21 protein-coding genes and 1 riboswitch are annotated in these 23,627 nt (G+C 68.1%); of the genes, 16 read left to right on the forward strand and 5 right to left on the reverse strand.

Annotated elements, in window-relative coordinates; all coding sequences use genetic code 11:
• Window positions 1-15: 15 nt before the first annotated feature.
• From ASG07_RS15105 to ASG07_RS15120, 4 genes are all read left to right on the forward strand, one after another.
• The gene (locus ASG07_RS15105; RefSeq protein ID WP_082474845.1) at window positions 16-891 is read left to right on the forward strand and encodes an SDR family NAD(P)-dependent oxidoreductase; all 876 of its coding nucleotides are present in this window, start codon (window positions 16-18) and stop codon (window positions 889-891) included.
• A gap of 72 nt (window positions 892-963) precedes the next feature.
• Entirely contained in the window at window positions 964-1,884 is a 921-nt protein-coding gene (locus ASG07_RS15110) for an ROK family protein (RefSeq protein ID WP_055848652.1), read from the forward strand.
• A gap of 48 nt (window positions 1,885-1,932) precedes the next feature.
• Window positions 1,933-3,825 carry a putative bifunctional diguanylate cyclase/phosphodiesterase gene (locus ASG07_RS15115; protein WP_236694713.1) on the forward strand — a complete coding sequence of 631 codons (1,893 nt, stop codon included), beginning with the start codon at window positions 1,933-1,935 and terminating at the stop codon, window positions 3,823-3,825.
• Window positions 3,822-5,156, forward strand: coding sequence for a sensor histidine kinase (locus ASG07_RS15120; RefSeq protein ID WP_055848655.1), 1,335 nt, complete (start codon window positions 3,822-3,824; stop codon window positions 5,154-5,156). Before ASG07_RS15115 ends, ASG07_RS15120 begins: the two co-directional genes overlap by 4 nt.
• A gap of 40 nt (window positions 5,157-5,196) precedes the next feature.
• On the opposite strand, the gene rnhA is transcribed toward ASG07_RS15120, so the two are convergent.
• From rnhA to ispH, 3 genes are read right to left on the reverse strand one after another with little or no spacing between them, the layout of a single operon-like run.
• Window positions 5,197-5,637, reverse strand: a complete 441-nt coding sequence (gene rnhA / locus ASG07_RS15125) for a ribonuclease HI (RefSeq protein ID WP_055848658.1) — start codon at window positions 5,635-5,637, stop codon at window positions 5,197-5,199.
• Window positions 5,634-6,590: a homoserine kinase gene (gene thrB, locus ASG07_RS15130; RefSeq protein ID WP_055848661.1), complete on the reverse strand. Its 957-nt coding sequence runs from the start codon at window positions 6,588-6,590 to the stop codon at window positions 5,634-5,636. Before thrB ends, rnhA begins: the two co-directional genes overlap by 4 nt.
• Window positions 6,591-6,612: 22 nt before the next feature.
• Window positions 6,613-7,560: a 4-hydroxy-3-methylbut-2-enyl diphosphate reductase gene (gene ispH, locus ASG07_RS15135; protein ID WP_055848664.1), complete on the reverse strand. Its 948-nt coding sequence runs from the start codon at window positions 7,558-7,560 to the stop codon at window positions 6,613-6,615.
• Between the two features lie 88 nt (window positions 7,561-7,648).
• Here ispH and ASG07_RS15140 point away from each other — a divergent pair, with 88 nt between their 5' ends.
• From ASG07_RS15140 to ASG07_RS15165, 6 genes are all read left to right on the forward strand, one after another.
• On the forward strand, window positions 7,649-8,293 hold the full coding sequence (locus ASG07_RS15140) for a hypothetical protein (protein ID WP_443024613.1): 645 nt from the start codon (window positions 7,649-7,651) through the stop codon (window positions 8,291-8,293).
• A 134-nt stretch (window positions 8,294-8,427) separates the two neighbouring features.
• A riboswitch (glycine riboswitch) is annotated at window positions 8,428-8,517 on the forward strand.
• Between the two features lie 147 nt (window positions 8,518-8,664).
• Window positions 8,665-9,873 carry a glycine cleavage system aminomethyltransferase GcvT gene (gene gcvT, locus ASG07_RS15145; RefSeq protein WP_082474858.1) on the forward strand — a complete coding sequence of 403 codons (1,209 nt, stop codon included), beginning with the start codon at window positions 8,665-8,667 and terminating at the stop codon, window positions 9,871-9,873.
• A gap of 1 nt (window position 9,874) precedes the next feature.
• Window positions 9,875-10,243: a glycine cleavage system protein GcvH gene (gene gcvH / locus ASG07_RS15150; protein ID WP_055848666.1), complete on the forward strand. Its 369-nt coding sequence runs from the start codon at window positions 9,875-9,877 to the stop codon at window positions 10,241-10,243.
• 67 nt (window positions 10,244-10,310) lie between these two features.
• Window positions 10,311-11,669, forward strand: coding sequence for an aminomethyl-transferring glycine dehydrogenase subunit GcvPA (gene gcvPA / locus ASG07_RS15155; RefSeq protein ID WP_055848669.1), 1,359 nt, complete (start codon window positions 10,311-10,313; stop codon window positions 11,667-11,669).
• Window positions 11,666-13,240 carry an aminomethyl-transferring glycine dehydrogenase subunit GcvPB gene (gcvPB, locus tag ASG07_RS15160; RefSeq protein WP_055848672.1) on the forward strand — a complete coding sequence of 525 codons (1,575 nt, stop codon included), beginning with the start codon at window positions 11,666-11,668 and terminating at the stop codon, window positions 13,238-13,240. Before gcvPA ends, gcvPB begins: the two co-directional genes overlap by 4 nt.
• Window positions 13,241-13,364: 124 nt before the next feature.
• A complete protein-coding gene (locus ASG07_RS15165; RefSeq protein WP_055848676.1) occupies window positions 13,365-14,858 on the forward strand; it encodes a sensor domain-containing diguanylate cyclase in 1,494 nt (497 codons plus the stop codon).
• Between the two features lie 6 nt (window positions 14,859-14,864).
• On the opposite strand, the gene ASG07_RS15170 is transcribed toward ASG07_RS15165, so the two are convergent.
• The gene (locus tag ASG07_RS15170) at window positions 14,865-15,254 is read right to left on the reverse strand and encodes a SemiSWEET family transporter (protein WP_269082636.1); all 390 of its coding nucleotides are present in this window, start codon (window positions 15,252-15,254) and stop codon (window positions 14,865-14,867) included.
• Between ASG07_RS15170 and ASG07_RS15175 the strand changes: the two genes are divergently transcribed.
• The gene (locus ASG07_RS15175; RefSeq protein WP_055848680.1) at window positions 15,253-15,771 is read left to right on the forward strand and encodes a CcdC protein domain-containing protein; all 519 of its coding nucleotides are present in this window, start codon (window positions 15,253-15,255) and stop codon (window positions 15,769-15,771) included. The two genes, ASG07_RS15170 and ASG07_RS15175, sit on opposite strands and share 2 nt — an antisense overlap.
• Here the strand turns inward: ASG07_RS15175 and ASG07_RS15180 are convergent, their stop codons facing one another.
• Window positions 15,772-16,677, reverse strand: coding sequence for a DMT family transporter (locus ASG07_RS15180; RefSeq protein WP_055848683.1), 906 nt, complete (start codon window positions 16,675-16,677; stop codon window positions 15,772-15,774).
• A 124-nt stretch (window positions 16,678-16,801) separates the two neighbouring features.
• Between ASG07_RS15180 and ASG07_RS15185 the strand changes: the two genes are divergently transcribed.
• The 5 genes from ASG07_RS15185 to ASG07_RS15205 all read left to right on the forward strand — a co-directional run bounded on the left by ASG07_RS15185 (window position 16,802) and on the right by ASG07_RS15205 (window position 23,623).
• Entirely contained in the window at window positions 16,802-18,334 is a 1,533-nt protein-coding gene (locus tag ASG07_RS15185; protein WP_055848687.1) for an aminoacyl--tRNA ligase-related protein, read from the forward strand.
• Between the two features lie 113 nt (window positions 18,335-18,447).
• Window positions 18,448-19,539: a potassium channel family protein gene (locus ASG07_RS15190; protein WP_082474846.1), complete on the forward strand. Its 1,092-nt coding sequence runs from the start codon at window positions 18,448-18,450 to the stop codon at window positions 19,537-19,539.
• Between the two features lie 206 nt (window positions 19,540-19,745).
• On the forward strand, window positions 19,746-20,594 hold the full coding sequence (locus ASG07_RS15195; RefSeq protein ID WP_055848690.1) for a DUF4394 domain-containing protein: 849 nt from the start codon (window positions 19,746-19,748) through the stop codon (window positions 20,592-20,594).
• A 107-nt stretch (window positions 20,595-20,701) separates the two neighbouring features.
• On the forward strand, window positions 20,702-22,948 hold the full coding sequence (locus ASG07_RS15200; protein WP_055848693.1) for a ribonuclease R family protein: 2,247 nt from the start codon (window positions 20,702-20,704) through the stop codon (window positions 22,946-22,948).
• A 138-nt stretch (window positions 22,949-23,086) separates the two neighbouring features.
• Window positions 23,087-23,623, forward strand: coding sequence for a hypothetical protein (locus ASG07_RS15205; protein WP_156361898.1), 537 nt, complete (start codon window positions 23,087-23,089; stop codon window positions 23,621-23,623).
• Window positions 23,624-23,627 lie beyond the last annotated feature (4 nt).

The following is a 23,627-nucleotide window of genomic DNA, read 5'->3' on the forward strand; positions in this document are numbered from 1 at the left end:
GGAGATCACGTCGTGATGCTGAAGGATCGGGTCGCGATCGTGACCGGGGCAGGGGCGGGTCTCGGACGTTCGCATGCGCTGCTGCTCGCGCGCTACGGGGCCAAGGTCGTGGTCAACGATCTGGGCGACGGCGCCACAGCGGTCGCGGCGGAGATCGTCGCGGCGGGCGGCGAGGCGTTGGCGGCGACCGGATCGGTGACCGACGAGGCGGCGGTGGCAGCGATGGTCGCGGCGGCGCAGGAACGCTGGGGCCGGATCGACATCCTCGTCAACAATGCCGGCATCCTGCGCGACGTGTCGTTCGGCAAGATGAGCATCGCCGATTTCCGGCTGGTCGTTGACGTCCACCTGATGGGCGCTGTGATCTGTTCGAAGGCGGTGTGGGACGTGATGAAGGCGCAGAACCACGGGCGCATCGTGATGACCACCTCCTCGTCCGGCCTGTACGGCAATTTCGGTCAGGCGAATTATGGTGCGGCGAAGATGGCGCTGGTCGGCCTGATGCAGACGCTGGCGATCGAGGGCGCGAAGAACGACATTCGCGTCAACTGCCTCGCCCCGACCGCCGCCACCGCGATGACCGAGAATCTGCTGCCCGAAACGGTCAAGGCGCTGATGCAACCCGAGATGGTCAGTCCCGCGCTGTTGAAGCTGGTCGGCGACGATGCACCGACGCGGGCGATCCTGTGCGCCGGCGCGGGTCACTTCGAGCGCGCCTATGTCACGCTGACCGCGGGCGACCATATCGGCGGCGGCGAGGATGCCGGCGAACGGCTGATCGAGCGGTGGGACGCGGTGTCCGATCGCACGCACGAAAGCGTGCCCGATGCCGGAATGGCGCAGTTGCAGCAGGAGGTCGCGGCAGCGATGGCGGCATCCGGCAATCGATAGCATGGAGGCTGGGCAAGCGTGGTCGCCTGTCACATAGGGGCCGCGCATCGACTGGTGGGAAGAGGAAGAACAATGTCGCAGGGACGTCCGCTGATCGCCGGCCTGGAACTGGGTGGCACCAAGTGCATCGCCATTTTGGCGCGCGGGCCGGACGAGATCGAGGACCGCGTGACGATCCCGACGACCCGCCCGGAGGAGACGCTGGGCGCGGTCGAGGCGGTGCTCGACAGATGGAGCGGCTTCTCCGCGCTCGGCATCGCCAGCTTTGGGCCGGTGTCGATCGACCGGCATGCCGCCGATTACGGCCATATCACCTCCACGCCCAAGCCGGGCTGGGCTAATCAGGATGTCGCGCGGAGGCTGGCGCGCCATGTCGGCGTGCCGACGGGATTCCACACCGACGTCGTCGGCGCGGCGCTGGCGGAGGCGCGGTGGGGCGCGGCGAAGGGGCTGGCCGACATCGCCTATGCCACGGTCGGCACCGGCATCGGCGTCGGCCTGATCGCGGGCGGGCTGCCGGTCGATGGGCTGACCCATTCGGAATTCGGCCATATCCGTCCGGTGCGCGCGTCCGGCGACGACTGGATCGGCGTCTGCCCCTATCACGGTGCGTGTTTGGAAGGATTGGCGGCGGGGCCGGCGATCCAGGCGCGGACGGGCATTCCGGGACCGGACCTGCCCGCCGATCATCCCGCCTGGGATCTGGTCGCCGATGCGCTGGGCCAGTTGCTGCACACGCTGGTCCTGACCGGTGTACCGCGGCGGATCGTGATGGGCGGCGGCGTGATGGTCGGCACCGACCACCTGTTCCCCAAGGTTCGCGCGGCGATGACGCGCAGCCTGGCGGGGTATGTCGCGCTGGCGGAGGTCGGCGATGCGGAAACCTTCGTGGTTCCGCCCGCGCTCGGCGGCAATGCCGGACCGCTCGGGGCGATCGTACTGGGCGCACAGGCGCTCGGCGCGGAACTGTCGACGGCGTTTACGTCCTCTTAACCGTCTCCGCTTACCCCTCGGCAACCGATATGCAAGGAGCTTGCGGGGATGGAAGGTTCGGACGGAGGCGGCAAGCGACTGCTGGTCGTCGATGACGAACCGGCCATGCACGACTGTTATCGCCGCAGCTTCGCCGTCGCCAGCGACGGCGCGGCGCTGGGCGCGATGGCGGCTGAACTGTTCGGCACCGATCAGGCCGCGCCTGCCGCCGCGCCCGCCTTCACGCTGACGCACTGTCACCAGGGTTTCGACGCCGTGGCGGAGGTCGAGCACGCGCTCGCCGCCGGCACGTCCTATCCGGTTGCGTTCATCGACGTGCGGATGCCGCCAGGGATCGACGGCCGCGAGACGGCGCGACGCATCCGCGCGCTGGACCCCGCCATCAACCTCGTCATCGTCACCGGCTTTTCGGATTTTTCACCGCTGGAGATCGGCCGCGTCGCAGGGCCGCCGGACAAGATCTTCTACGTCGCCAAGCCTTTCGAGGTCGCGGAGGTCGTCCAGACCGCGACTGCGCTCACCGCGCGCTGGCATGTCGACCGCGAGCTGGCGGCGGCGCGGGACCTGTTGACGGCGCAGGTCGCTCAGCTCGAAGAGCAGAAGCTGGAACTCGCGGCGAACGAAAGCCGTGCGATCCATACCGCCACGCACGACTCGCTGACCGATGCGCCCAACCGGCTGGCCTTCCAGCGCGCGCTGACCGATCGCGTCCGCCGGCCGGGCCGGTTCGCGACGGCGATGATCGATCTCGACCGGTTCAAGCTGGTCAACGACACGCTCGGTCATATGGCGGGCGACCGGCTGATCCAGGAAATCTGCGCGATACTGGCGGGGGCGGCACCTGAAGGTGCGCTCGTCGCGCGGCTGGGCGGCGACGAATTCGGCATCCTGTTCGACACATCCGACGACGGCGCGGCGCTGCTGGCGTGCGACCGCATCATCGCGGCGTGTTCGGTCACCATCCGCGTCTTCGGTCATTCGGTGCGCGGCGGGGCGTCGGGCGGCCTGATCGTCACGGACGGCGGAACGGATCGCGAGCCCGGCAACGTCCTGCGCCACGCCGACCTCGCCCTCAACGAAGCCAAGCGCGACGGTCGCGGCACCGTGCGGCTGTTCGACGAGAGCATGGACGAATCGATCCGCTTCCGCCGACGCGTTGAAACCGGGCTGGGCAGCGCCATCTCGCGCGGCGAACTGGCGCTGGAATATCAGCCGATCGTGTCGCGGGACCGGATCGAGGTGGTGGGATTCGAGGCGCTGCTGCGCTGGAACACCGAGCAATATGGACCGATGAGCCCCGAGACGTTCGTCCCGATCGCCGAGGAATCGAACCTGATCCACGACCTCGGCGACTGGGTGCTGGAACAGGCGCTGGCGGAGGCGCGGCGCTGGCCCGGCCAATACGCCTCGATCAACGTCTCGCCGCGCCAGTTCCGCCGTGACGACTTCGTCGGCCATATCGCGGGCAAGGTCGCAGCGGCGGGCATCGAGCCAGCGCGCATCCAGATCGAGATCACCGAAACCGCGATCTTCGACGATGCCGGTCGCGCGGCGGAGACGCTGACGCAGCTTCGGGCATTGGGATTCCGCATCGCGCTGGACGATTTCGGCACCGGCTATTCGTCGCTCTACAACATCCGCACCTTCGCGCTCGATTGCCTGAAGATCGACAGGAGTTTCATCGACGGCATGGGCCGCGAACGCGAGTCGGCGGCGATCGTGCAGTCGATCATCCATCTCGGCCGCGCGCTGGGGCTGGGCATCATCGCCGAGGGGGTCGAAACCGAAGCGCAGGCGCAGGCGCTGCGACTGGCGGGGGCGAGCCACCTGCAGGGTCACTGGCTGTCGCGGCCGGTCTCGGCGGCGCAGGCGCGCGATCTGGCCGCCGAACGCTTCATCGGCGGCAGCCTTCGCAGCGAGGTCAGCCGGACCTTCGCATGAGACCGCTGGCTCGCCTGCTGCTCCGCCGGACCTCGCTCGGCGGCAAGCTCGTGCTGATCCTGACCGCGGTCGGCGCGGGCGGGGCGCTGGCGATCACCGTGCTGCTCGCGATCGTCATCACGCCCAGCTTCGCGCATCTGGAGACGCGGGTGGCGGAGGCGTATGTGGAACGCGCGCTGGCACCGGCGCTGCCCCCCACGCTAATCGGCGCCAGGCAGGCGGCCGCTGCGGCGCGGGCGGCGGTAGCGGAGGACGTGGAGGCGCTCGGCCGGCGCATGCTGCTGCTCGCCATCGCCGGATCGACGCTGCTGCTGCTGCTGGTGCTGATGGTTCTGCGGCGGATGATCGCGCGGCTGGTGCTGGCCCCGCTCGCGCGGGTCGAGGCGCATATGCAGCGGGTCAGCGGCTCCGGCGCGCTGTCGCCGCTGGAGGATGAGGGGCGGCCCGACGAGATCGGCTCGCTCGGCCGCAGCTTCAACGCGATGCTGAGTCAACTGGCGGACCTGCGCGGGCAGATCGAGGCGCAGAGCTTCGCACTCGGCCGCTCCGAAAGCGCGGTCGCGGTGATGCATAACGTCCGCAACGCGCTGAACCCGATCAGCACGATCCTGACGCAGGGACTGGTGCAACCCGCGCCGGTCGATCGCGCGATGCTCGACCGGGCGCTGGCCGAACTGGCGCGCGGCGACGTGACGGTCGATCGGCGGGCGAAGCTGGCGGCGTTCGTGGCGGCGGCGCTGGAGGCGGAGGCGCTGGCGCGCGATCAGGTTCGCGGCGAACTGACGGTGGGCCGCGAGGCGATGGCGCATGTGCTGGAGATCATCGGCGACCAGCAGCGCCGCGCACACGAACGCCCGCCGCTGGACCCGTGCGACGTGGTCGATCTGGTCGCCCGAAACGCGGCCATCGCCCGCTATGCCGCCGATGCGACGATCGCGGTGGAGGTGCCGGCGGGCGTCGTACCGGCGATGGCGAATCGCGTGATCCTGAGCCAGGTGATCGGCAACCTGCTGGGCAATGCGGCGGAGGCGATCGTCGCGACGGGGCGGGGCAGCGGCACGATCGCGGTGTCGGTGACGCGCAGCGACGGCCGCGTCCGCCTGTCGTTACGCGACGATGGCGAGGGGTTCGACATGGCGCAGGGCATGATGGTGTTCCAGCGCGGCTTTTCGACGCGCGCGGGCAAGTCGGGCGGGCTGGGTCTGCACTGGTGCGCCAACGCGATGACCGCGATGGGCGGCCGGCTGGACCTGCGCTCGGCCGGGCGAGGGCGCGGGGCGGAGGCGGTGCTGACGCTGGATGCGGCGGGCGTGCTGGCCAAAGCGGCCTGATCGTCCGCTCCCTCTTCCCCTTGAGAAGGAGAAGTTCGGGCTACGTCCGTCCCGCCACCACCGCCGCGTCGCTCGCCAGCCTGTCGGCGCGTTCGTTGTCGGGATGGCCGGCATGGCCCTTGACCCATTTCCAGTCGATCTTGTGCGGTTTTGCCGCCGCAAGCAGCGCCTGCCACAGTTCGGCGTTCTTCACCGGCTTGCGATCGGCGGTCTTCCAGCCGTTCTTCTGCCAGCCGTGGATCCACTTGGTCAGCCCGTCCATGACGTAGCGGCTGTCGGTCGACAGGGTCACCGCGCAGGGCCGCGTCAGCGCGTTCAGCGCCTCGATCGCGGCCATCAATTCCATGCGGTTGTTGGTCGTCAGCTTTTCGCCGCCGGACAGTTCCTTCTCGGTGGTGCCGCTGCGGATCAGCGCGCCCCAGCCGCCCGGTCCGGGATTTCCCTTGCACGCGCCGTCCGTGGCGATCTCGACTTCTGTCACGCGAAAACCTCTGTTCCGTTCGCCCGGTAGAAGGCGAGCCGGCGCGTATAGGCGACCGGATCCTTGCGCGTCACCAGCGCATCGGCCGGCGTGTTCAGCCAGTCCCAGCCCCTCGTCAGCGCGAAGCGGATGCAGGCACCCATGCACAACACCGGCAACTGCGCACGCTCCGCATCGGCGAGGCCGAACGTGGCAGCATAGCCCTCCAACAGGGCATGCCCCACGTCGCCGTCATAGGCTTCGCCGCGCGCATCGAAGCTCCACGCGGTGTGCATGATTGCGAGGTCGTAGAGGCGCAGGTCCGTGCACGCGAAGTAGAAGTCGATCAGCCCCGTCACCCGGTCGCCCAGCATCAGCACATTGTCCGGAAACAGGTCGGCGTGGATGACGCGAACGTCGCCGCCCTGCGGCCATGCGGCGGTCACGGCCCGTAGGCCCGCGGCAAGATCGTCGTACAGGCCCGGCGCGATCGTATCGAGGTCGCGGCCGCACTTCGCCAGCAAGGGCTGCCACGCGTCGACACCCAGCGTGTTGGCGCGGCGGCCGGTGAAATCCTCCAGCGCGCGGTGCATCTGCCCCATCGCCGCACCCGCCGCACGTGCCTGCTCCGGTGTCGGCGCGGTGACGGAAACGCCGTTCAGGAAGCGGATCAGGCAGGCGGGGCGACCCTCCAGCTCGTGGATTGTCGTGCCGTCGCGGTCGGGGACGGCGGGCGGCACGGGGCTGCCGCGCTGCGCCAGATGCTCCAGCAGGTCGAGGAAGAAGGGAAGGTCGCCCGCTGCGACGCGCTTTTCATAGAGCGTCAGGATGAACCGCGCCTCGGTCGTGTCGACGAGATAGTTGGAGTTCTCCACCCCCTCGGCGATGCCCTTCGCCGAGACGAGTTCGCCCGCGTCGAACCGCGCGAGAAAGCGTGTCAGCGCCTCGGCGGAGACTTGCGTGTAAACGGCCATGCGCGTCTCTCCTGCGGCGGGCTCAGGCCGCCGCTTCCAGTCCGCGTGGCAGCTTGAACGCGATCGTCTCACGCGTGGTTTCTTCCTCGCGCTCGGTCACGTCGAAGCGGGTGGAGAGCCGGTCGACCAGTTCGCGGACCAGCAATTCGGGGGCGGACGCGCCTGCGGTCAGGCCGAGCGTGCCGACCCCTTCCAGAAAGTCCCAGTCGAGATCGGCGGCGCGCTGGATCAGCATCGCCGGCACGCCTTCGCGTTCCGCGACCTCGACGAGCCGCAACGAGTTGGAGGAATTGGGCGCACCGATCACCAGCATCGCGTCGCAGGCGGAGGCGATCGCCTTCACCGCCGCCTGGCGGTTCGATGTGGCGTAGCAGATATCCTCGCCCTTCGGCCCCTGGATGTCGGGAAAGCGCGCCTTCAGTGCCGCGACGACCGCCGACGTGTCGTCCACCGACAGGGTCGTCTGCGTCAGGAAGGCGAGGTTGTCCGGATTGGCCGGTCGGAACGCGTCGACATCGGCCACCGTCTCGATCAGCGTCATGTCGCCGACGGGCACCTGACCGAAGGTACCGATTACCTCCGGATGGCCGGCATGGCCGATGAAGACGATATGGCGGCCGGCGGCGACCTGACGCTCCGCCTCGCGGTGGACCTTCGACACCAGCGGGCAGGTCGCGTCGAGATAGGCGAGGCCGCGATCCTGCGCCGCGGCGGGTACCGATTTCGGCACGCCATGCGCGGAGAAGACGACCGGCGCGCCGTCCGGCACCTCGTCCAGTTCCTCCACGAAGACCGCGCCCATCGCCTTCAGGCTGTCGACCACGAACTTGTTGTGGACGATCTCGTGCCGGACATAGACGGGTGCACCGTGCTTCTCGATCGCCAGTTCGACGATACGGATGGCGCGGTCCACGCCCGCGCAGAAACCGCGCGGGGCGGCGATGAGGAGTTCCAGCGGCAGCTTCGACATGCCCGGCGCTCTACCGGATTGCTTGCGCGGCTCCAACCCGGTTCCTATGGCAGGCGCTCGGTGCCCCGGTCGGGGTCGTCAGCAAGGTGTGCCCGTGAAGATTGCAGCCATTCTCGTCCTCGGTGCGGCCGGCCTGATCGGAGGTTGTGCGGGCAAGGGCGAACTCGATTCGACCGGCGGCGTCAGCGCGGTGCGCTCGGCATGCCCGATCGTCGGCGTGCCGGCGGGAACGGGTGACGTGACGCTGTTCGACCCGCCGACCAGCCAGGCGCAGAGTGCGATCGACCTGACCGCGGCGATCACCAACGTCCGCTCCACCTGCGACGATTCGGGCGCGGACATCGCGACGAACGTGACGTTCGACGTGCAGGCGCGCCGCGTGAAGACGGATGTCGCGCGCACGGTGGCACTGCCGTATTTCATCACCGTCCTGCGCGGCGGCAGCAACGTCGTCGCCAAGCGCGTCGGCACGATCACGCTCCAGTTCGCCGCCGGTCAGGACCGCGCGCAGGTCAGCGGCACGGCGGGCGCCAGCGTCAGCCGCGCCGCCGCGACGTTGCCGCCCGCGATCCGCGAGCGCCTGACCCGCCGTCGCAAGGCCGGCGACGAGGATGCCGCGGTCGATCCGCTAACCCAGCCCGAGGTGCGGCAGGCGGTGCTGGCGGCCAGTTTCGAGGCGCTGGTCGGGTTCCAGCTCAACGACGCGCAGTTGCGATACAACGCGACACGATAAGCGGCGAACGCCGTTCGCGATGCCGGCACGAGCGCGGCATGGCGGGGGAGCATACGGCCCGCGGTGGAAACACGGATACGGCCGGCCATTCCCGATTGACTCGGGGCACCCGCCTAGCCACAGCTGCGATGTCGATGCCATGCGCGGGAGAGTGCCTCTTTCAGGGGCCGCCGAAGGAGCAACCGCCCCGGAATCTCTCAGGCACCAGGGACCGCGCGAGGCTATACGACACTCTGGAAAGCGTCCCGTAACAGGGGCCACCGAAGGGGTAAGCAGGTGCGCCTGCGAAAGCTCTCAGGTACCGTGACAGAGGGGGTTCGGATCGGCAGCGGGCGTCCCGCCGTCGATCGGCCTTGATGGAGTACGGTGCGATGAGCGATCTGCAAATCGGCGAACAGGTTGTCGCGATCGAGGACGCGCCCGAGGGCGAGGACGTCATCCAGTTGCTGCCGCTCGACGCGTGGCACCGTGCCCGCGGGGGCCGGATGGTCCCGTTCGCGGGCTATGAGATGCCCGTCCAGTACGAAGGCATCATGGCCGAGCATCTGTGGACCCGTCAGTCCGCAGGGCTGTTCGATGTCAGCCACATGGGCCAGCTCGTCTTCACCTACGGCGACGACGAGGGCGGCAACACCGATTCGGTCGCGAAGGCGCTGGAGGCGGTGCTGCCCGGCGACGTGACCGGGCTCGGGCGGGGGCGGATGCGCTATTCGCTGTTGCTGGCGGAGGATGGCGGCATCCTCGACGACCTGATGGTCACGCGCCGCACCGTCGACGGCACCGACGAGATCTACATGGTCGTCAACGGCGCGACAAAATATGACGATATCGGCTATCTGCTCGAAGTCCTGTCCGACGACGTAACGATCAATCTGCAGGACGAGCAGGCTTTGCTCGCGGTGCAGGGGCCGAAGGCGGTCGACGCCCTCCAGCGGCTGGTGCCCGGCGTGGAGGCGCTGGTGTTCATGACCGCGGGTGCGTTCGACTGGAATGGCACGCCGCTGTGGATCAGCCGGTCGGGCTATACCGGGGAGGACGGTTTCGAAATCTCGATCCCGGCAGAAGCCGCCGCGGCGTTCGCCGACGCGATCTGCGCGGAGCCGGAGGTGAAGCCGATCGGTCTGGGCGCACGCGACTCGCTGCGGCTGGAGGCCGGGTTGCCGCTCTATGGCCACGATCTCGATCCGGAGACGACGCCGGTGATGGCCGATCTCGGTTTCGCGCTGTCGAAGCGCCGCCGCGAGGCCGCCGATTTCGCGGGCGCCGAACGCATTCTGGCGGAGCGCGAAACCGGGCCGGCGACGAAGCGCGTCGGCCTGATCATCGCCGGTCGCCAGCCGGTGCGCGAGGGCGCGACGGTGGTCAATGTGGACGGCGCGACGATCGGTCGCGTCACCAGCGGCGGCTTCGCCCCGACGCTGGGCGCGCCGATCGGCATGGCGTTCGTCCCCACCGCGCTCGCGACGCCCGGCACGGCGGTGCGCCTGTCGCAGCGCGGCAAGTTCCACGAGGCCACGGTCGCGGCGATGCCGTTCGTGCCGCACAATTACGTCCGCCAATCCAAGACGACGGGAGCCTGAGATGCGTTACTTCACCGAGGATCATGAGTGGATCGAAGTCGACGGCGCGATCGGCACCGTCGGTATTTCCGAATATGCGCAGAGCCAGCTCGGCGACATCGTGTTCGTCGACGTCCCCGCCGATGGCCGGCAGTTGTCGAAGGGCGACGAGGCGGCGGTCGTCGAGTCGGTCAAGGCCGCGTCCGACGTCTATTCGCCCGTGTCGGGGAGCGTGCTGGAGGGCAATCCCGCGGTGTCCGACTCGCCCGATCTGGTGAACTCGGATGCCGAGGGCGAAGGCTGGTTCTTCCGCATCACCCTGTCGGACGAAGCGGAACTGGACGAGCTGATGGACGAAGCCGCGTACGAAGCGTTCGTCGCCAAGCTTTGATTTTCCGACCTCCCTTCCCGTGCCGGGAGGGGAGGAGGACCCTCTTTCGGGAGGGATGGAGTAAAACATGCGCTACCTGCCCCTTACCCAGTCCGATCGTGATGCCATGCTGTCGGTCATCGGCGTGTCGTCGATCGACGATCTGTTCGTCGACGTGCCGGAGGCGGCGCGGCTCGACGGGCCGGTCCACGGCCTGCCGAACCATGCGTCGGAACTGTCGGTAGAACGCCACATGACCGCGCTCGCCCGCCAGAACACGGTCGCGGGCGAAGTGCCGTTCTTTCTGGGCTGCGGCGCGTACCGGCATCATGTGCCGGCGTCGGTCGATCATCTGATCCAGCGCGGCGAGTTCCTGACCGCCTACACGCCGTATCAGCCGGAGATCGCGCAGGGCACGCTCCAGATGCTGTTCGAATTCCAGACGCAGGTCGCACGGCTGCTCGGCACCGACGTGGCGAATGCGTCGATGTACGACGGCTCGACCGCGTGCTGGGAAGCGATCGGCATGGCGCGACGCATCACCAAGCGGGGCAAGGCGATCCTGTCGTCCGGGCTGCACCCGCATTACGTGTCGGTCGCGAAGACGATGGCGAAGTATACCGGCGACGTGCTCGACACGACATCGCCGTGGCTGGTGCCGGAGATGGACATCGATCGCCTGATCGCCGCGATCGACGACGATACGTCCTGCGTCGTCGTCCAGTATCCCGACATTCTCGGCCGTATCGCCGACCTAACGCCACTGGCGGATGCCTGCCACGCGAAGAAGGCGCTGCTGATCGCGGTCGTGACGGAGCCGGTGGCGCTGGGCGCGATCCGGTCGCCGGGCGAGATGGATGCCGACATCGTCGTCGGCGAGGGGCAGTCGCTGGGGGTGGGACTTCAGTTCGGCGGGCCGTATGTCGGGCTGTTCGGGTGCAAGGACAAATATGTCCGCCAGATGCCCGGCCGCCTGTGCGGCGAGACGGTGGACGCGAACGGCAAGCGCGGCTTCGTGCTGACGCTGTCGACGCGCGAGCAGCATATCCGGCGCGAGAAGGCGACTTCGAACATCTGCACCAATTCCGGCCTTTGCGCGCTGGCGTTCTCGATCCACATGACGTTGCTGGGCGAGGCGGGCCTCCGCGCACTCGCGGCGACGAACCATGCCGGCGCGGTTGCGGCGGCGGAGCGGCTGGCCAAGGTGCCCGGCGTCGAACTGGTCAACGACAGCTTCTTCAACGAATTCACGCTGAAGCTGCCGGTCGAGGCGCGGCCCGTCGTCCGCACGCTGGCGGATCGCGGCATCCTTGCGGGCGTATCGCTCGGGCGGCTGTATCCGGCCGAAGGCGATCTGGCGAACGGCCTCGTCGTCGCGGTGACCGAAACCACGACGGCGGAGGATGTCGAAACCCTTGCCGCCGCGCTTCAGGAGATCCTGGCATGAGCATCAACCAGAGCGGCTGGCGCCCTGGGATGGTGGCCGGATCGGGCGGCGCGCCGCAGACCTCCACCGGCAATAAGGCGCTGATGCTGGAAGAGGCGCTGATCTTCGAGATCGGCTCCACCGAGACGACCGGCGTCGAGGTCGCGGCCCCGGTCACGACCGCGTCGAAGCTGGGCTCGCTCGCGCGGACCGCACCGATCGGCTTGCCGGGTCTGTCGGAACCGGAGACGGTGCGCCACTATACGCGCCTGTCGCGGCAGAATTACGCGATCGATCTCGGGCTGTTCCCGCTAGGATCGTGCACGATGAAGCACAACCCCCGCCTGAACGAGAAGATGGCGCGGCTGCCCGGCTTTGCCGACGTCCATCCCTTGCAGCCGGTCGACACGGTGCAGGGGGCGCTCGCCGTCATCAACGAACTGGCGGTGTGGCTCATCAAGCTGACGGGCATGCACGGCGTCGCGATGAGCCCGAAGGCGGGCGCGCATGGCGAGCTGTGCGGCATCCTGTGCATCAAGGCGGCGCTGGAGAAGCGCGGCGAGGGGCATCGCAAGGTCGTCCTCGTCCCCGAAAGCGCGCACGGCACCAATCCCGCGACCGCCGCCTTCGCGGGTTTCCAGGTCGAGGACATTCCCGCGACCGCCGAGGGCCGCGTCGATACCGCGGCGCTGAAGGCGCGGCTCGGGCCGGACGTGGCGGCGGTGATGATTACCAACCCCAACACCTGCGGCCTGTTCGAGCGCGACCTGAAGGAGATTTCGGACGCGGTGCACGCCGCCGGCGGCTACGTCTATTGCGACGGCGCGAACTTCAACGCCATCGTCGGTCGCGTGCGGCCGGGCGATCTGGGCGTCGACGCGATGCACATCAACCTGCACAAGACCTTCTCGACGCCGCACGGTGGCGGCGGGCCGGGGTCGGGGCCGGTGGTGCTGTCGGAAGCGCTGTCTCCATTCGGGCCGCTGCCCTTCACCGAACGCCATGGCGACGGTCACATCACGTTGGTCGAAGAGGAAAGCGTCGACGATCGGAATCCGGATTCGTTCGGCCGCATGGTTGCGTTCCATGGTCAGATGGGCATGTTCACCCGCGCGCTGACCTATATCCTCAGCCACGGCGCGGACGGCCTGCGTCAGGTCGCTGAGGATGCAGTGCTGAACGCGAACTACGTGCTGCGCTCGCTGGAGGACACGCTGGATGCGCCGTTCGGCGGATCGGGGCCGTGCATGCACGAGGCGTTGTTCAGCGACGCCAATCTGGCGGACGGTTTCTCGACGCTGGACGTGGCGAAGGGCCTGATCGACGAGGGGTACCACCCGATGACGGTGTATTTCCCGCTCGTCGTCCACGGTGCGATGCTGGTCGAGCCGACCGAAACCGAATCGAAGGCGGCGCTCGACCAGTTCATCGGCGCGCTGCGGTCGGTGGCGGAACGGGCCAAGGCGGGCGATACGGCGCTGAAGTCCGCGCCGCACTTCGCGCCGCGCGCCCGCCTCGACGAGACGCTGGCCGCGCGTAAGCCCGTGCTGACGTGGAAGAATCCCACGCCGGTCGCGGCCGCCGCGGAATGATACCGGGGCGTTAACCGGTCCTGTCGTCGCGAATGCGGCGTAACGACCCCACCGCTCGTCGCAAACCTTGTCAGCCGCGCGCTTCGTTAGCGTGGCAGCAAGGTTCGCCGTGCGAGGGAAGCGCATGCCCGATCGCTTCGAGCGTCAGCGCCTCGAGGTGCTGCGCACCCTCGACATTCTCGACCGCCCCGCGGAGGCGGAGTTCGACGCCATCGTCGAGGCGACGCGGCGCATGTTCGGGTGGAAGATCGTGCTGGTGTCGCTGGTCGATGCCGACCGCCAGTGGTTCATGGCGCGACAGGGCCTGTGCGAAACGCAGACGAACCGCGATATCGCTTTCTGTTCGCACGCGGTCGCCGCCAACGACCTCCTGATCGTTTGCGATACGATGCTCGATCCGCGCTTCGCGGCCAACCCGCTGGTACTCGGTCCGCCGTTCGTCCGGGCGTATATGGGCATGCCGGTCCGCGCCGCGAAGCGGCCGGGCGAACCGAAGCTGCCGCTGGGGACGCTGTGCGTCATCGACGACAGCCCGCGCAATCCGACGCCCGACCAGATCGCCATGCTGCGCCAGATGGCGACCTTGGTCGAGACGCTGTTCGAACTGCGCGTCGCCACGCGGGAGGCGGTGACGGCGGCCCTGGAACGGCAGGAGGCGCTGATCGGCATCGACCGGATGCAGCGCCAGTTGCAGCAGGCGGAGCGGATGGCGAACATCGGCTCGTGGCGGCTCGACCTGCGCGGAGACGCCGTCGAATGGTCGGACCAGACCTACGCGATCCACGGCCTGACGCCGGCGGATGGAGAGGCGCTGGCGACCGCGCTCGACTTTTATCCGCCGCACGATCGCGCGCTGTTGGAGGCGGCGCTGGCGAATTGTATCGCCACCGGCGAAGCCTATGATCTGGAGCTGGAATTCGTCACCGCGCGGGGCGAACAGCGCCGCGTGCGCGCGATGGGCGAGGCGGAACATGCCCCCGGCGGCGAGCGTATCGCTGTCGTCGGCGTGATCCAGGACGTCACCGAGCGATATCGCCTCGAACAGAGCCTGCTGGCAACCGCGCAGACCGACGAACTGACGCAGGTTGCCAGCCGGCGCGGCCTCAACCGGCATCTCGATGCGGCGATCGAACAGGCGCGACGCGACGATACGCCACTCGCCGTGGCGCTGCTCGATCTCGACCGGTTCAAGGACGTCAACGATCGCTTTGGCCACGCGCGTGGCGACGAGGTGCTGCGGGTTGTCGCTGGCCGACTGCGGTCGGCGACCTATCTGGAGGATTGCTTCGTCGCGCGGCTGGGTGGCGACGAGTTCGTGCTGCTGCTGCGCGGTGACGATGCCCGTGCCAATATGGTCGGGCTGCTGAGCCGGCTGTTGTTCGATCTGCGCTACGGTATCGGCCACGGCGAGGACCGGATCATGGTGTCGGCGACGATCGGCGTCTGCGGGCTGGATGCGCGGCACGTGACCCGATCCGCCCTGCTGGAGGCGGCCGATCAGGCGCTGTACCGGGCCAAGCGGATCAAGCGGGGGACGGCGGCGATCGCCGACCGGGCGGAGATGGTCGTCGCGGCGGACGCGCCGGCATCCCTGCGCCTTGCGGCGGGCGCACGATAGCCGGGATCAGAACGCGGTCGCCAGCGACAGCGCGCCCAGTACGATGCCCGGCGCGTTCGCCAGCACGATGGGCCAGTCCCGCTTCGGATGCCGCAGGAAGCCATAGGCTGCCCAGAGCGAACAGTTCACGACGGTCGCCAGCGGCTGGATCATCGACCCCTTTTCGCCCGACAGGTTCAGCCGGATCTGGTCGACATAGGACACGTACATCGTCACCGGTGCCGCGGTCGCGATCCACCCCAGCGTCATCACGGTCCGCTCCGTCAGGAACGGACGGGTGTCGGGCTGTCGCAATCCACGTCTCCATTGTTCGGCCAACGCCGCCATCCACCGCTGGACGCCGCGTCCCCGCTTGCGCATGAAGGCGCGGGCACGGGTGCCCGGGGACACTTGCATGCACGCGGACGGACAGTCGAGTCTCCTGACCTATGTCGTAACAACGATTGTTATCCTTGTCATATTCGCGGTGCGATGGCGGCGGATGAGCCGCCTGCGCCCATTGAAGATCGAGCGGCTGTGGATTTTGCCGGCGCTGTTCGCGGTCGTCGTAGGGGTTACCTTCGCCAACGCGCCGCCGGTCGGCTGGGGCTGGGCGTTTTGCGTCGCCGCGCTGCTGCTCGGCGGGGCGCTGGGCTGGACGCGGGGGAAGCTGATGCGGATCACCGTCGATCCAGATACGCACGCGCTCAGCCAGAGTTCGTCGCCCGCCGCGATGCTGTTCATCCTCGCGATCGTCGCCGTGCGACAGGGCGCGCGGGCGGGCGGCGCGGGATGGCTGCACCTCGATACGCTGGCAATGACCGACATGCTGATGTCGCTGGCGCTCGGCCTGTTCGCGGCGCAGCGGCTGGAGATGTTCCTGCGCGCGCGCCGGATGCTGACGACCGCGCGCGGGCCGGTCATTCCGCGATGACTATTCGACGCTGATCGCCGTCTCCGTCGTCTCGCGGCGGCGGACCTGCTCGCGCCAGACGATGTAGAGCCCGGATGCGACGATGATCGGCGCCCCGATCCACGTCGTATCGCCCGGCAGCGTCCCGAACAGCCACCAGCCGAGCAACGTCGCCCACAACAGCGACGAATAATCCATCGGCACGACCAGCGACACCGATCCGTAGCGCAGCGACGCCGTCATCGCGAGCTGCGCCGCGCCGCCGAACAGCCCCGTCGCCGCGAGGATCGCCCAGCCGGTCGCGTCATGCGTCTGCGCCGTCACCGCATAGACGACGCTGAGCGGGATCAGCGACAGGACGGAGAACCACCAGACGGTCGTCTGCGCCCGCTCCGTCCGGCCGATCTGGCGCAACAGGATGAACACCGTCGCCGTCGTCACCGCCGCCACCAGTCCATAGGCGATGCCGATCGGCGGCAGGTCGTGACCGCCGGGCCGCGCGACGATGACGACGCCGACGAACCCGGTCAGCACCGCCGCCCACCGCCGCCACCCGGTCGGCTCCCCCAGTACGATCGCGCCCAGGATCGTCGCGAAGATCGGTGTCGAGAAGCTGAGCGCCGTCGCCTCCGCGAGCGGCAGGGTGATGATCGCCGAGAACACGAACATCATCCCCGTCAGCCCGACGACGGCGCGCCGGATATGCGCCCCGATCCGCTGCGTCCGGATCGTCGCCAGCCCCGGCCCGGCGGCGATCACCGCCGTCACCAGCACCGCCGCGCCCGCCTGACGAAAGAACAAAAGCTCGCCCAGCGAAGCGCCGTGCACCTCGCCCAGCTTGATGCAAGCGTTCATGCCGGCGAACAGGACGACCGACAGCAGCCGGAACAGGATGGCAGGCGCGAGACGGTCGACGGATTGGGTCACGCGAGCGGCGTTAGCGGGTTTTCAGCGGCTTGGCGTGGTTTCTTGCGCGTTTCGTTGGGGGCAGCACGACCGCGAGCGGACCACCACTTCCGCTGACCCCTGCGAACCGCTAGGCGATCCCGCCATGAAGCATGCACTCCCCGTCACGCGCGAAGCCGACTTCGCCGCCTGGTACCAGTCCGTCATCACGGAGGCCGATCTCGCCGAGGAGTCCGGCGTGCGGGGCTGCATGGTCATCCGGCCGTGGGGTTACGGGATCTGGGAGCGCATCCAGCGGCTGCTCGACGATCGCATCAAGGCGACTGGACATGAGAATTGCTATTTCCCGCTCTTCATCCCGCTCTCCTATTTCGAAAAGGAAGCGGAGCATGTCGAGGGGTTCGCCAAGGAAATGGCGGTCGTCACGCACCATCGGCTGGTGTCTGACGGGAAGGGCAGGCTGACCCCCGATCCGACCGCTAAGCTGGAAGAACCGCTGGTCGTGCGGCCGACGTCGGAAACGGTGATCGGCACCGCCTTCTCGCGCTGGGTGCAGTCGTGGCGCGACCTGCCGGTGCTCATCAACCAGTGGGCCAACGTCGTCCGGTGGGAGATGCGGACGCGCATGTTCCTGCGCACCAGCGAATTCCTCTGGCAGGAGGGCCACACCGCCCACGCCACCGCCGACGAGGCGCGCGAGGAGACGCTGCGCATGCTGGAGGTGTATCGCGAGTTTTCCGAAACCTGCCTCGCGGTGCACGTTCTGACCGGCGAGAAGCCCGAGAACGAGCGGTTTCCCGGCGCGGTCGCGACCTATTCGATCGAAGCGATGATGCAGGACGGCAAGGCGCTGCAGGCGGGCACGTCGCATTTTCTGGGCACCAACTTCGCGCACGCGCAGAACATCCGGTTCCAGAATGCGGCGGGCGAGCTGGAGTTCGCCAATACGACGAGCTGGGGTGTGTCGACGCGGATGGTCGGCGCGGTCATCATGGTCCACGGCGACGACGACGGCCTGCGCGTGCCGCCCGCGATCGCGCCGTGGCAGGTGGTGATCGTGCCGATGCTGCGCGACCAGCCGGAGGATGCGGCGATCGTGGACTATTGCCGGTCGCTCCAGAAGGATCTCGCCGGCCTGTCCGCGCTGGGCGAACCGGTGCGCGCGCTGCTCGACCTGAAGCCTGCCAAGGCGGCGACGAAGCGCTGGGGCTGGGTGAAGAAGGGTGCGCCGGTCGTGATCGAGGTCGGCGGCCGCGACGTTGCGGGCGGTAACGTCTCCGTCATCCTGCGCACGGACCTGTATCAGGACGGCGGCAAGCTGAAGTCGACCGTCATGCCGCGCGGCGAACTGGTCGACACGCTGTCGCAGACGCTGGAGGATGCGCAGGCGGGCCTGCTAACCGGGTCGACCGAGGCGTTGCGCGCCCGCGTCACACCGGTCGACGACTGGGCCGGCGTCGAGGCGCATTTCGCGGACGGGGTGAAGAACCCCGGCTGGGTCGACGTCCGCTGGTCGAAGCCCACGGGTGCGGCGCTGGACAAGGTCGTGGAGCGGCTGAAGTCCCTGAAGCTGACGATCCGTAATGCTCCGATGGGGCAGGCGCACGGCGACAGCGGACCGTGCGTGTTCACGGGCGAACCGGCGGTGGAGCGAGTGCTGATCGGTCGCGCATACTGATCGTCCACTCCCCTCGGTGTCGGGGAGGGGAGTAGAAGACGTCGGGAGCGCAAAGAGGAGCACGCCCTAATCGCAGGTCGACCCCGCCGCCGCGCGCTCATACACTCTCCCGCATGACGTCGCCGCGCCGCCAGCCTCGCCACCGTGCCCAGCCGCCGGGCCGGGTGGCGGCGCGTGCCGCCGTCACCGCCGTGCGGCCCCGGTTCTTCCGGGCGGGGCGGCTCAGTCCGCTGACGACGCTCGGCATCCGGGCCGGGGCGGTGCTGATCCTCGTCGGCATCGCGCTGGGCGGGCACTGGTTCGATCGCACCGGGCTGCGCGACAACACCGACGGGGCGGTGTCCTTCCTCGATGTCGTCTACTTCACCGTCATCACCGTCACGACGGTGGGGTATGGCGACATCGTCCCCGTCTCCACCTCCGCGCGGATGTTCGATACGTTCGTCGTCACGCCGATCCGCATCTTCGTCTTCCTAATCTTCCTCGGCAGCGCGTACAGCTTCATGCTGCGACAGGGATGGGAGCGGTGGCGCATGGGCCTGATACGACGCGAACTGAAGGATCACGTCATCGTCTGCGGCTATGGCCGGGCCGGAGCGGCGGCGGTCGCGGAACTGCTGGAACGGGGTCATCCGCCCGACACGATCGTCGTCGTGGACGAGGATGCGGACGCCCTGCGTGAGGCGGAGGAGCTGGGCGTCGCGACCGTCGAGGGCGATGCGACGCATAACGCGGTGCTGTCGATCGCCCGGGTCGAGGTCGCCTCGTCCGTCATCGTCGCGCCCGGACGGGACGATACGGCGGTGCTGATCGTCCTGACCGTCCGTCGCCTCGCCCCGCAGGCGGGCGTGGCGGTGTCGATAGCGGCGATCGAGAACGAACTGCTGGCGCGGGATGCCGGCGCGACGATCATCGTCAATCCCGTCAGCTTCGGCGGCCAGTTGCTGGCGCAGTGCACCAACGGACCGCATGTCGCCGATTACGTCGCCGATCTCGTCACCCGCGGCGGCAAGGCGGAGCTTCGCGAGCGCTCGGTGCGACCGGACGAGATCGGCCAGGGTCCGCGGGATAGCGGCGATACCCGCATCCTGCGCATCTATCGCGGTGATCGGGTGATCGGATTCTGGGAAACCGAGGGTGTCCGCCTGGAGAACGGCGACACCGTGATCGAGGTGATCCAGGCCGGCAGCGGAACACATCGCTGAATCGCGTTTTGGACAGGTGCCAGATACGATGGAAGATCCGGCCCGGATGCAGCATCGCAGCGTCGAAAATTAAAATAAATTTAGGCCGAAGCGGTATCGATCCGGGGCGAAATGCGTTAACTGTTGATGAACGATATTTCATCGGCAGTCCGCTCGCGCGACGCCGCCGGAGATCGGTCTGGATGTCTGTAAAGGGGAGTGCTTCGATGAAGATGGTGATTTTGGCCGGTCTGCTGATGGCCGGTACGGCGACCACCGCCAACGCGGCGACGATCTACGGTGTGAACGAACTCAACCGACTGATCTCCTACAACACCGCGGCCCCCGGCGTGCAGACCGGATCGGTAAAGATCACCGGGATCGGCGACAGCATCAAGGCGATCGATTTCCGCCCGCTCACCGGTCAGCTCTACGCGCTGGGTTCGGACAATATCGTCTACACCGTCAATCGCAGCACCGGTGTCGCCACGGCGGCCAGCGGCGTTCTGGCGCTGACGGGCACGGAGTTCGCGTTCGACTTCAACCCGACGATCGATCGCCTGCGGATCGTCAGCAATTCCACCCAGAACTACGTCTTCAACCCGAATGACGGTTCGCTGACGATGGCGACGTCGGTGTTCTACGCCGCCGGTGACGTCAACGCGGGCAAGACGCCGGGCGTCACCGCCGGGGCCTACACGCAGTCGTTGAGCGGCCCAACGACCACGACGCAATTGTACAGCATCGACTCGACGACCGGTGTCCTCACGCGTCAGGCCAACAGCATGGGTACGCTGACGACGGTCGGCACGCTGGGCGATGAGCTCGGTTCGCGCACCAGCTTCGATATCCTGGGCACCGATGCCTTCGTGTCAAACGGCCGTCGCCTCTATACGATCGATCTGAACACCGGCGCGCTGACTCAGGTCGGGATGACGCAGGAGGCTTTGTTCGGTCTCGCCATCGCACCCGTGCCGGAGCCGGCGACGTGGGCGATGATGATCCTGGGCGTCGGCATGGCCGGTGGTGCGCTGCGCCGTCGCCGTGCGGTGAAGACGACGGTCAGCTTCGGCTGATCCGACCCAGACGATAGTGCGTTCGCGGCCGCCGGACCCCAGGGGTTCGGCGGCCGTTCGCGTTTTCAGGGCATGACGCCGGCCGCGGGAACCCCTATCTCCCGTCGATGGCAAAACCCGTTCCCGGCCTTCCCACGCGCGACCAGATCCTCGATTTCATCGCCGCGTCCGACACCCCCGCCGGCAAGCGGGAGATCGCGCGCGCCTTCGGTCTGACCGCGCAGCAGAAGATCGCGCTCAAGGCGCTGCTGAAGGACATGGCGGACGAGGGGCTGATCGACAGCGCTCCCGGCCGCGCCTTTCACAAGATGGGCGGTCTGCCCAAGGTCACCGTGCTGAAGATCGTCGACGTCGACGACGGCGGCAATGTGTGGGCGCAGCCGGAACGGTGGGAGGCGGACGGCGTGCCGATCCCGCGCATTCGCGTGCGAGAGCGCAAGCGCGGCGCGCTCGGCATCGGTCAGCGCGTCCTCGCCCGCACGGAGGAGACCGGCAACGGCTGGACCGCGCACTCGATGAAGGTGCTGGCCCCGGCCTCCGAACAGATCCTCGGCGTCCTCCGCGAAGAGGGCAGCGGGCCGCTGAAGCGATACTGGCTGACCGGCGTCGAGAAGAAGGAACGGCGCGAGTTTCCCGTGTCCGACACCGGCGACGCGCAGGCGGGCGACCTCGTCCTGTGCGAGATCGCGGGGCGACCGCCGCGCATCACGGTCCGCGTCGTCCAGCGGCTGGGCGATCCGTTCGCCCCGCGCAGCTTCTCGCTGATCGCGATCCACAAGCTCGGCATTCCGGACGTATTTTCGGAGGATACGCTGGACGAGGCGCGTCGTTCGGCGGCGCAGGCGCTGGGCGAGGACCGCGAGGATCTGCGCCACCTGCCGATCGTGGCGATCGATCCCGCCGATGCGCGCGATCACGACGACGCGGTCTGGGCCGCGCCGGACGACGATCCGGCGAACGAGGGCGGATGGCAGGCGGTGGTCGCGATCGCCGATGTCAGCTTCTATGTCCGCCCCGGCTCGGACCTCGATCGCGAGGCGCGACGGCGGGGCAATTCGGTGTATTTCCCCGACCGCGTCGTGCCGATGCTGCCGGAGATCCTCTCCGCCGACGTCTGCTCCCTGAAGGAAGGCGAGGACCGCGCCGCGCTTGCCTGCCATCTGCGGATCAGTCCGGCGGGCGTCTTGCTCTCGTGGCGGTTCTCGCGCGCGGTCGTGCGGATCGCCGCCAATCTGGCGTACGAAGACGCGCAGGCGGCGATCGACCAGAAGCAGGACCTCGGATTGGGGCACGGCCTCCAGAACCTCTGGTCGTGCTGGCGCGCGCTCGCCAAGGCGCGAGATGCGCGCGAGCCGCTCGATCTCGATCTGCCCGAACGGCGCGTCGTGCTCGACGAGAAGGGCCGAATCCTGTCGGTCGCCCCGCGCGAGCGGCTCGACGCGCATCGCCTGATCGAGGATTACATGATCGCCGCCAACGTCGCCGCGGCAAAGGCGCTGGAGGCAAAGAAGGCCCCCGTCATGTACCGCGTCCATCAGGCCCCCAGCCGCGAGAAGCTGGTTGCGCTGAAGGATTATCTCGACACGTTCGACGTGCCCTTCGCGCTCGGACAGGTCGTGAAGCCGGCGACGTTCAATCGCATCCTCGACCGGATCGGCGATGCCGATTTCCGTCCGCAGGTGATGGAGCAGGTGCTGCGCACGCAGACCCAGGCCTATTACGCGCCGGCCAATCACGGCCATTTCGGCCTGTCGCTGGGCAGCTACGCGCACTTCACGTCGCCGATCCGCCGGTATGCCGACCTCGTCGTGCACCGCGTGCTGGTCGCCGCCTATGCGCTCGGCCCCGGCGGCTTAGCGCCCGCCGACGACGAGATGGAGCGGATCGGCGAGAATATCAGCCAGCTCGAACGCCGCGCGATGGAGGCGGAGCGCGATACGATCGACCGCTATGTCGCCGCCTTCCTGTCCGAGCGCGTCGGCGACGAGGTCGAGGTGCGGATCACCGGCGTCCAGAATTACGGCTTCTTCGCGACGGTGGAGGGGATCGGTGGCGACGGCCTGATGCCGGTCCGCGATCTCGGTGGCGAATATTTCCGCTTCGACGAGGCGGGCCGGACGCTGACCGGCGAGGACAGCGGCGACCAATATGCACTCGGCCAGCGATTGCGCCTGCGGCTGGCGGAGGCGAACCCGGTATCGGGCGCATTGCGCTTCGAACCACCGGGCGGCCTCGGCGCGGCTCCATCGCCGCGCGGGCATCGTGGTGGCGGCGGCAAGAACGGTGGCCCCCGCCGCATCGTCAAGCGTGGACGCCCCGCCAATATCCGCCACGACGGCAAGAAGCGCCGGTAGGAGAAGTTGGACTGGCCCCCGCACAGTTGCAGATGATAGGCTCTCTGTTCAGCAATAGCGGCGAGTCGAAACCCGCTATTCGGTAAGCGTTTGTCTTCGACGAGACGGCCCGTGGGCCGGAACAGACGGGAACCTATCATGGCGACAAACCCCTGGAGTCTCGGCGGCTTGCAGGCCGCGCAGCAAAAGCGTGCGACGGTAGATGCGGCGTTCAAGGTCAAGTACAACGCTACGCCGCTGGAATATCTCTCGAATGCGGAGACCGGCGTGTATGGCGAGGTGGCCTCGGGCGGCGCGAAGTTCGCGACGCACCGGTCGTCGGCCGGACGCGCACACACCAATGCCCCGATCGTGCCGTCGGATAGCCCGAGCCCGCTCGTCCGTGCCTATCACGTCGCCGAGGACGCATCCCGAACCGCGGCCGGCAAGGGCGATCTCGCCACCGCGATCAAGAAGCTCGACGAAGCCGCGGAGCTTCGCGAGAAATTCAACGCGAAGATCAGCGGCGGCCCGGACACCGCTCACCGCAACGCCGTGACCTATGTCCAGCAGCGGCGCGCCAGCCTCAACGATCTCAACATCCTCCTGAAAGCGGACCCGAAGATCGCCGCCGCCAAGCTGGAGATCGATCAATTCTATCGTAACGAGGGGATCGAGCCGCCGAAACTCGCCTGATCGT

This window comes from Sphingomonas sp. Leaf343 (assembly GCF_001423765.1).
GTDB lineage: Bacteria > Pseudomonadota > Alphaproteobacteria > Sphingomonadales > Sphingomonadaceae > Sphingomonas.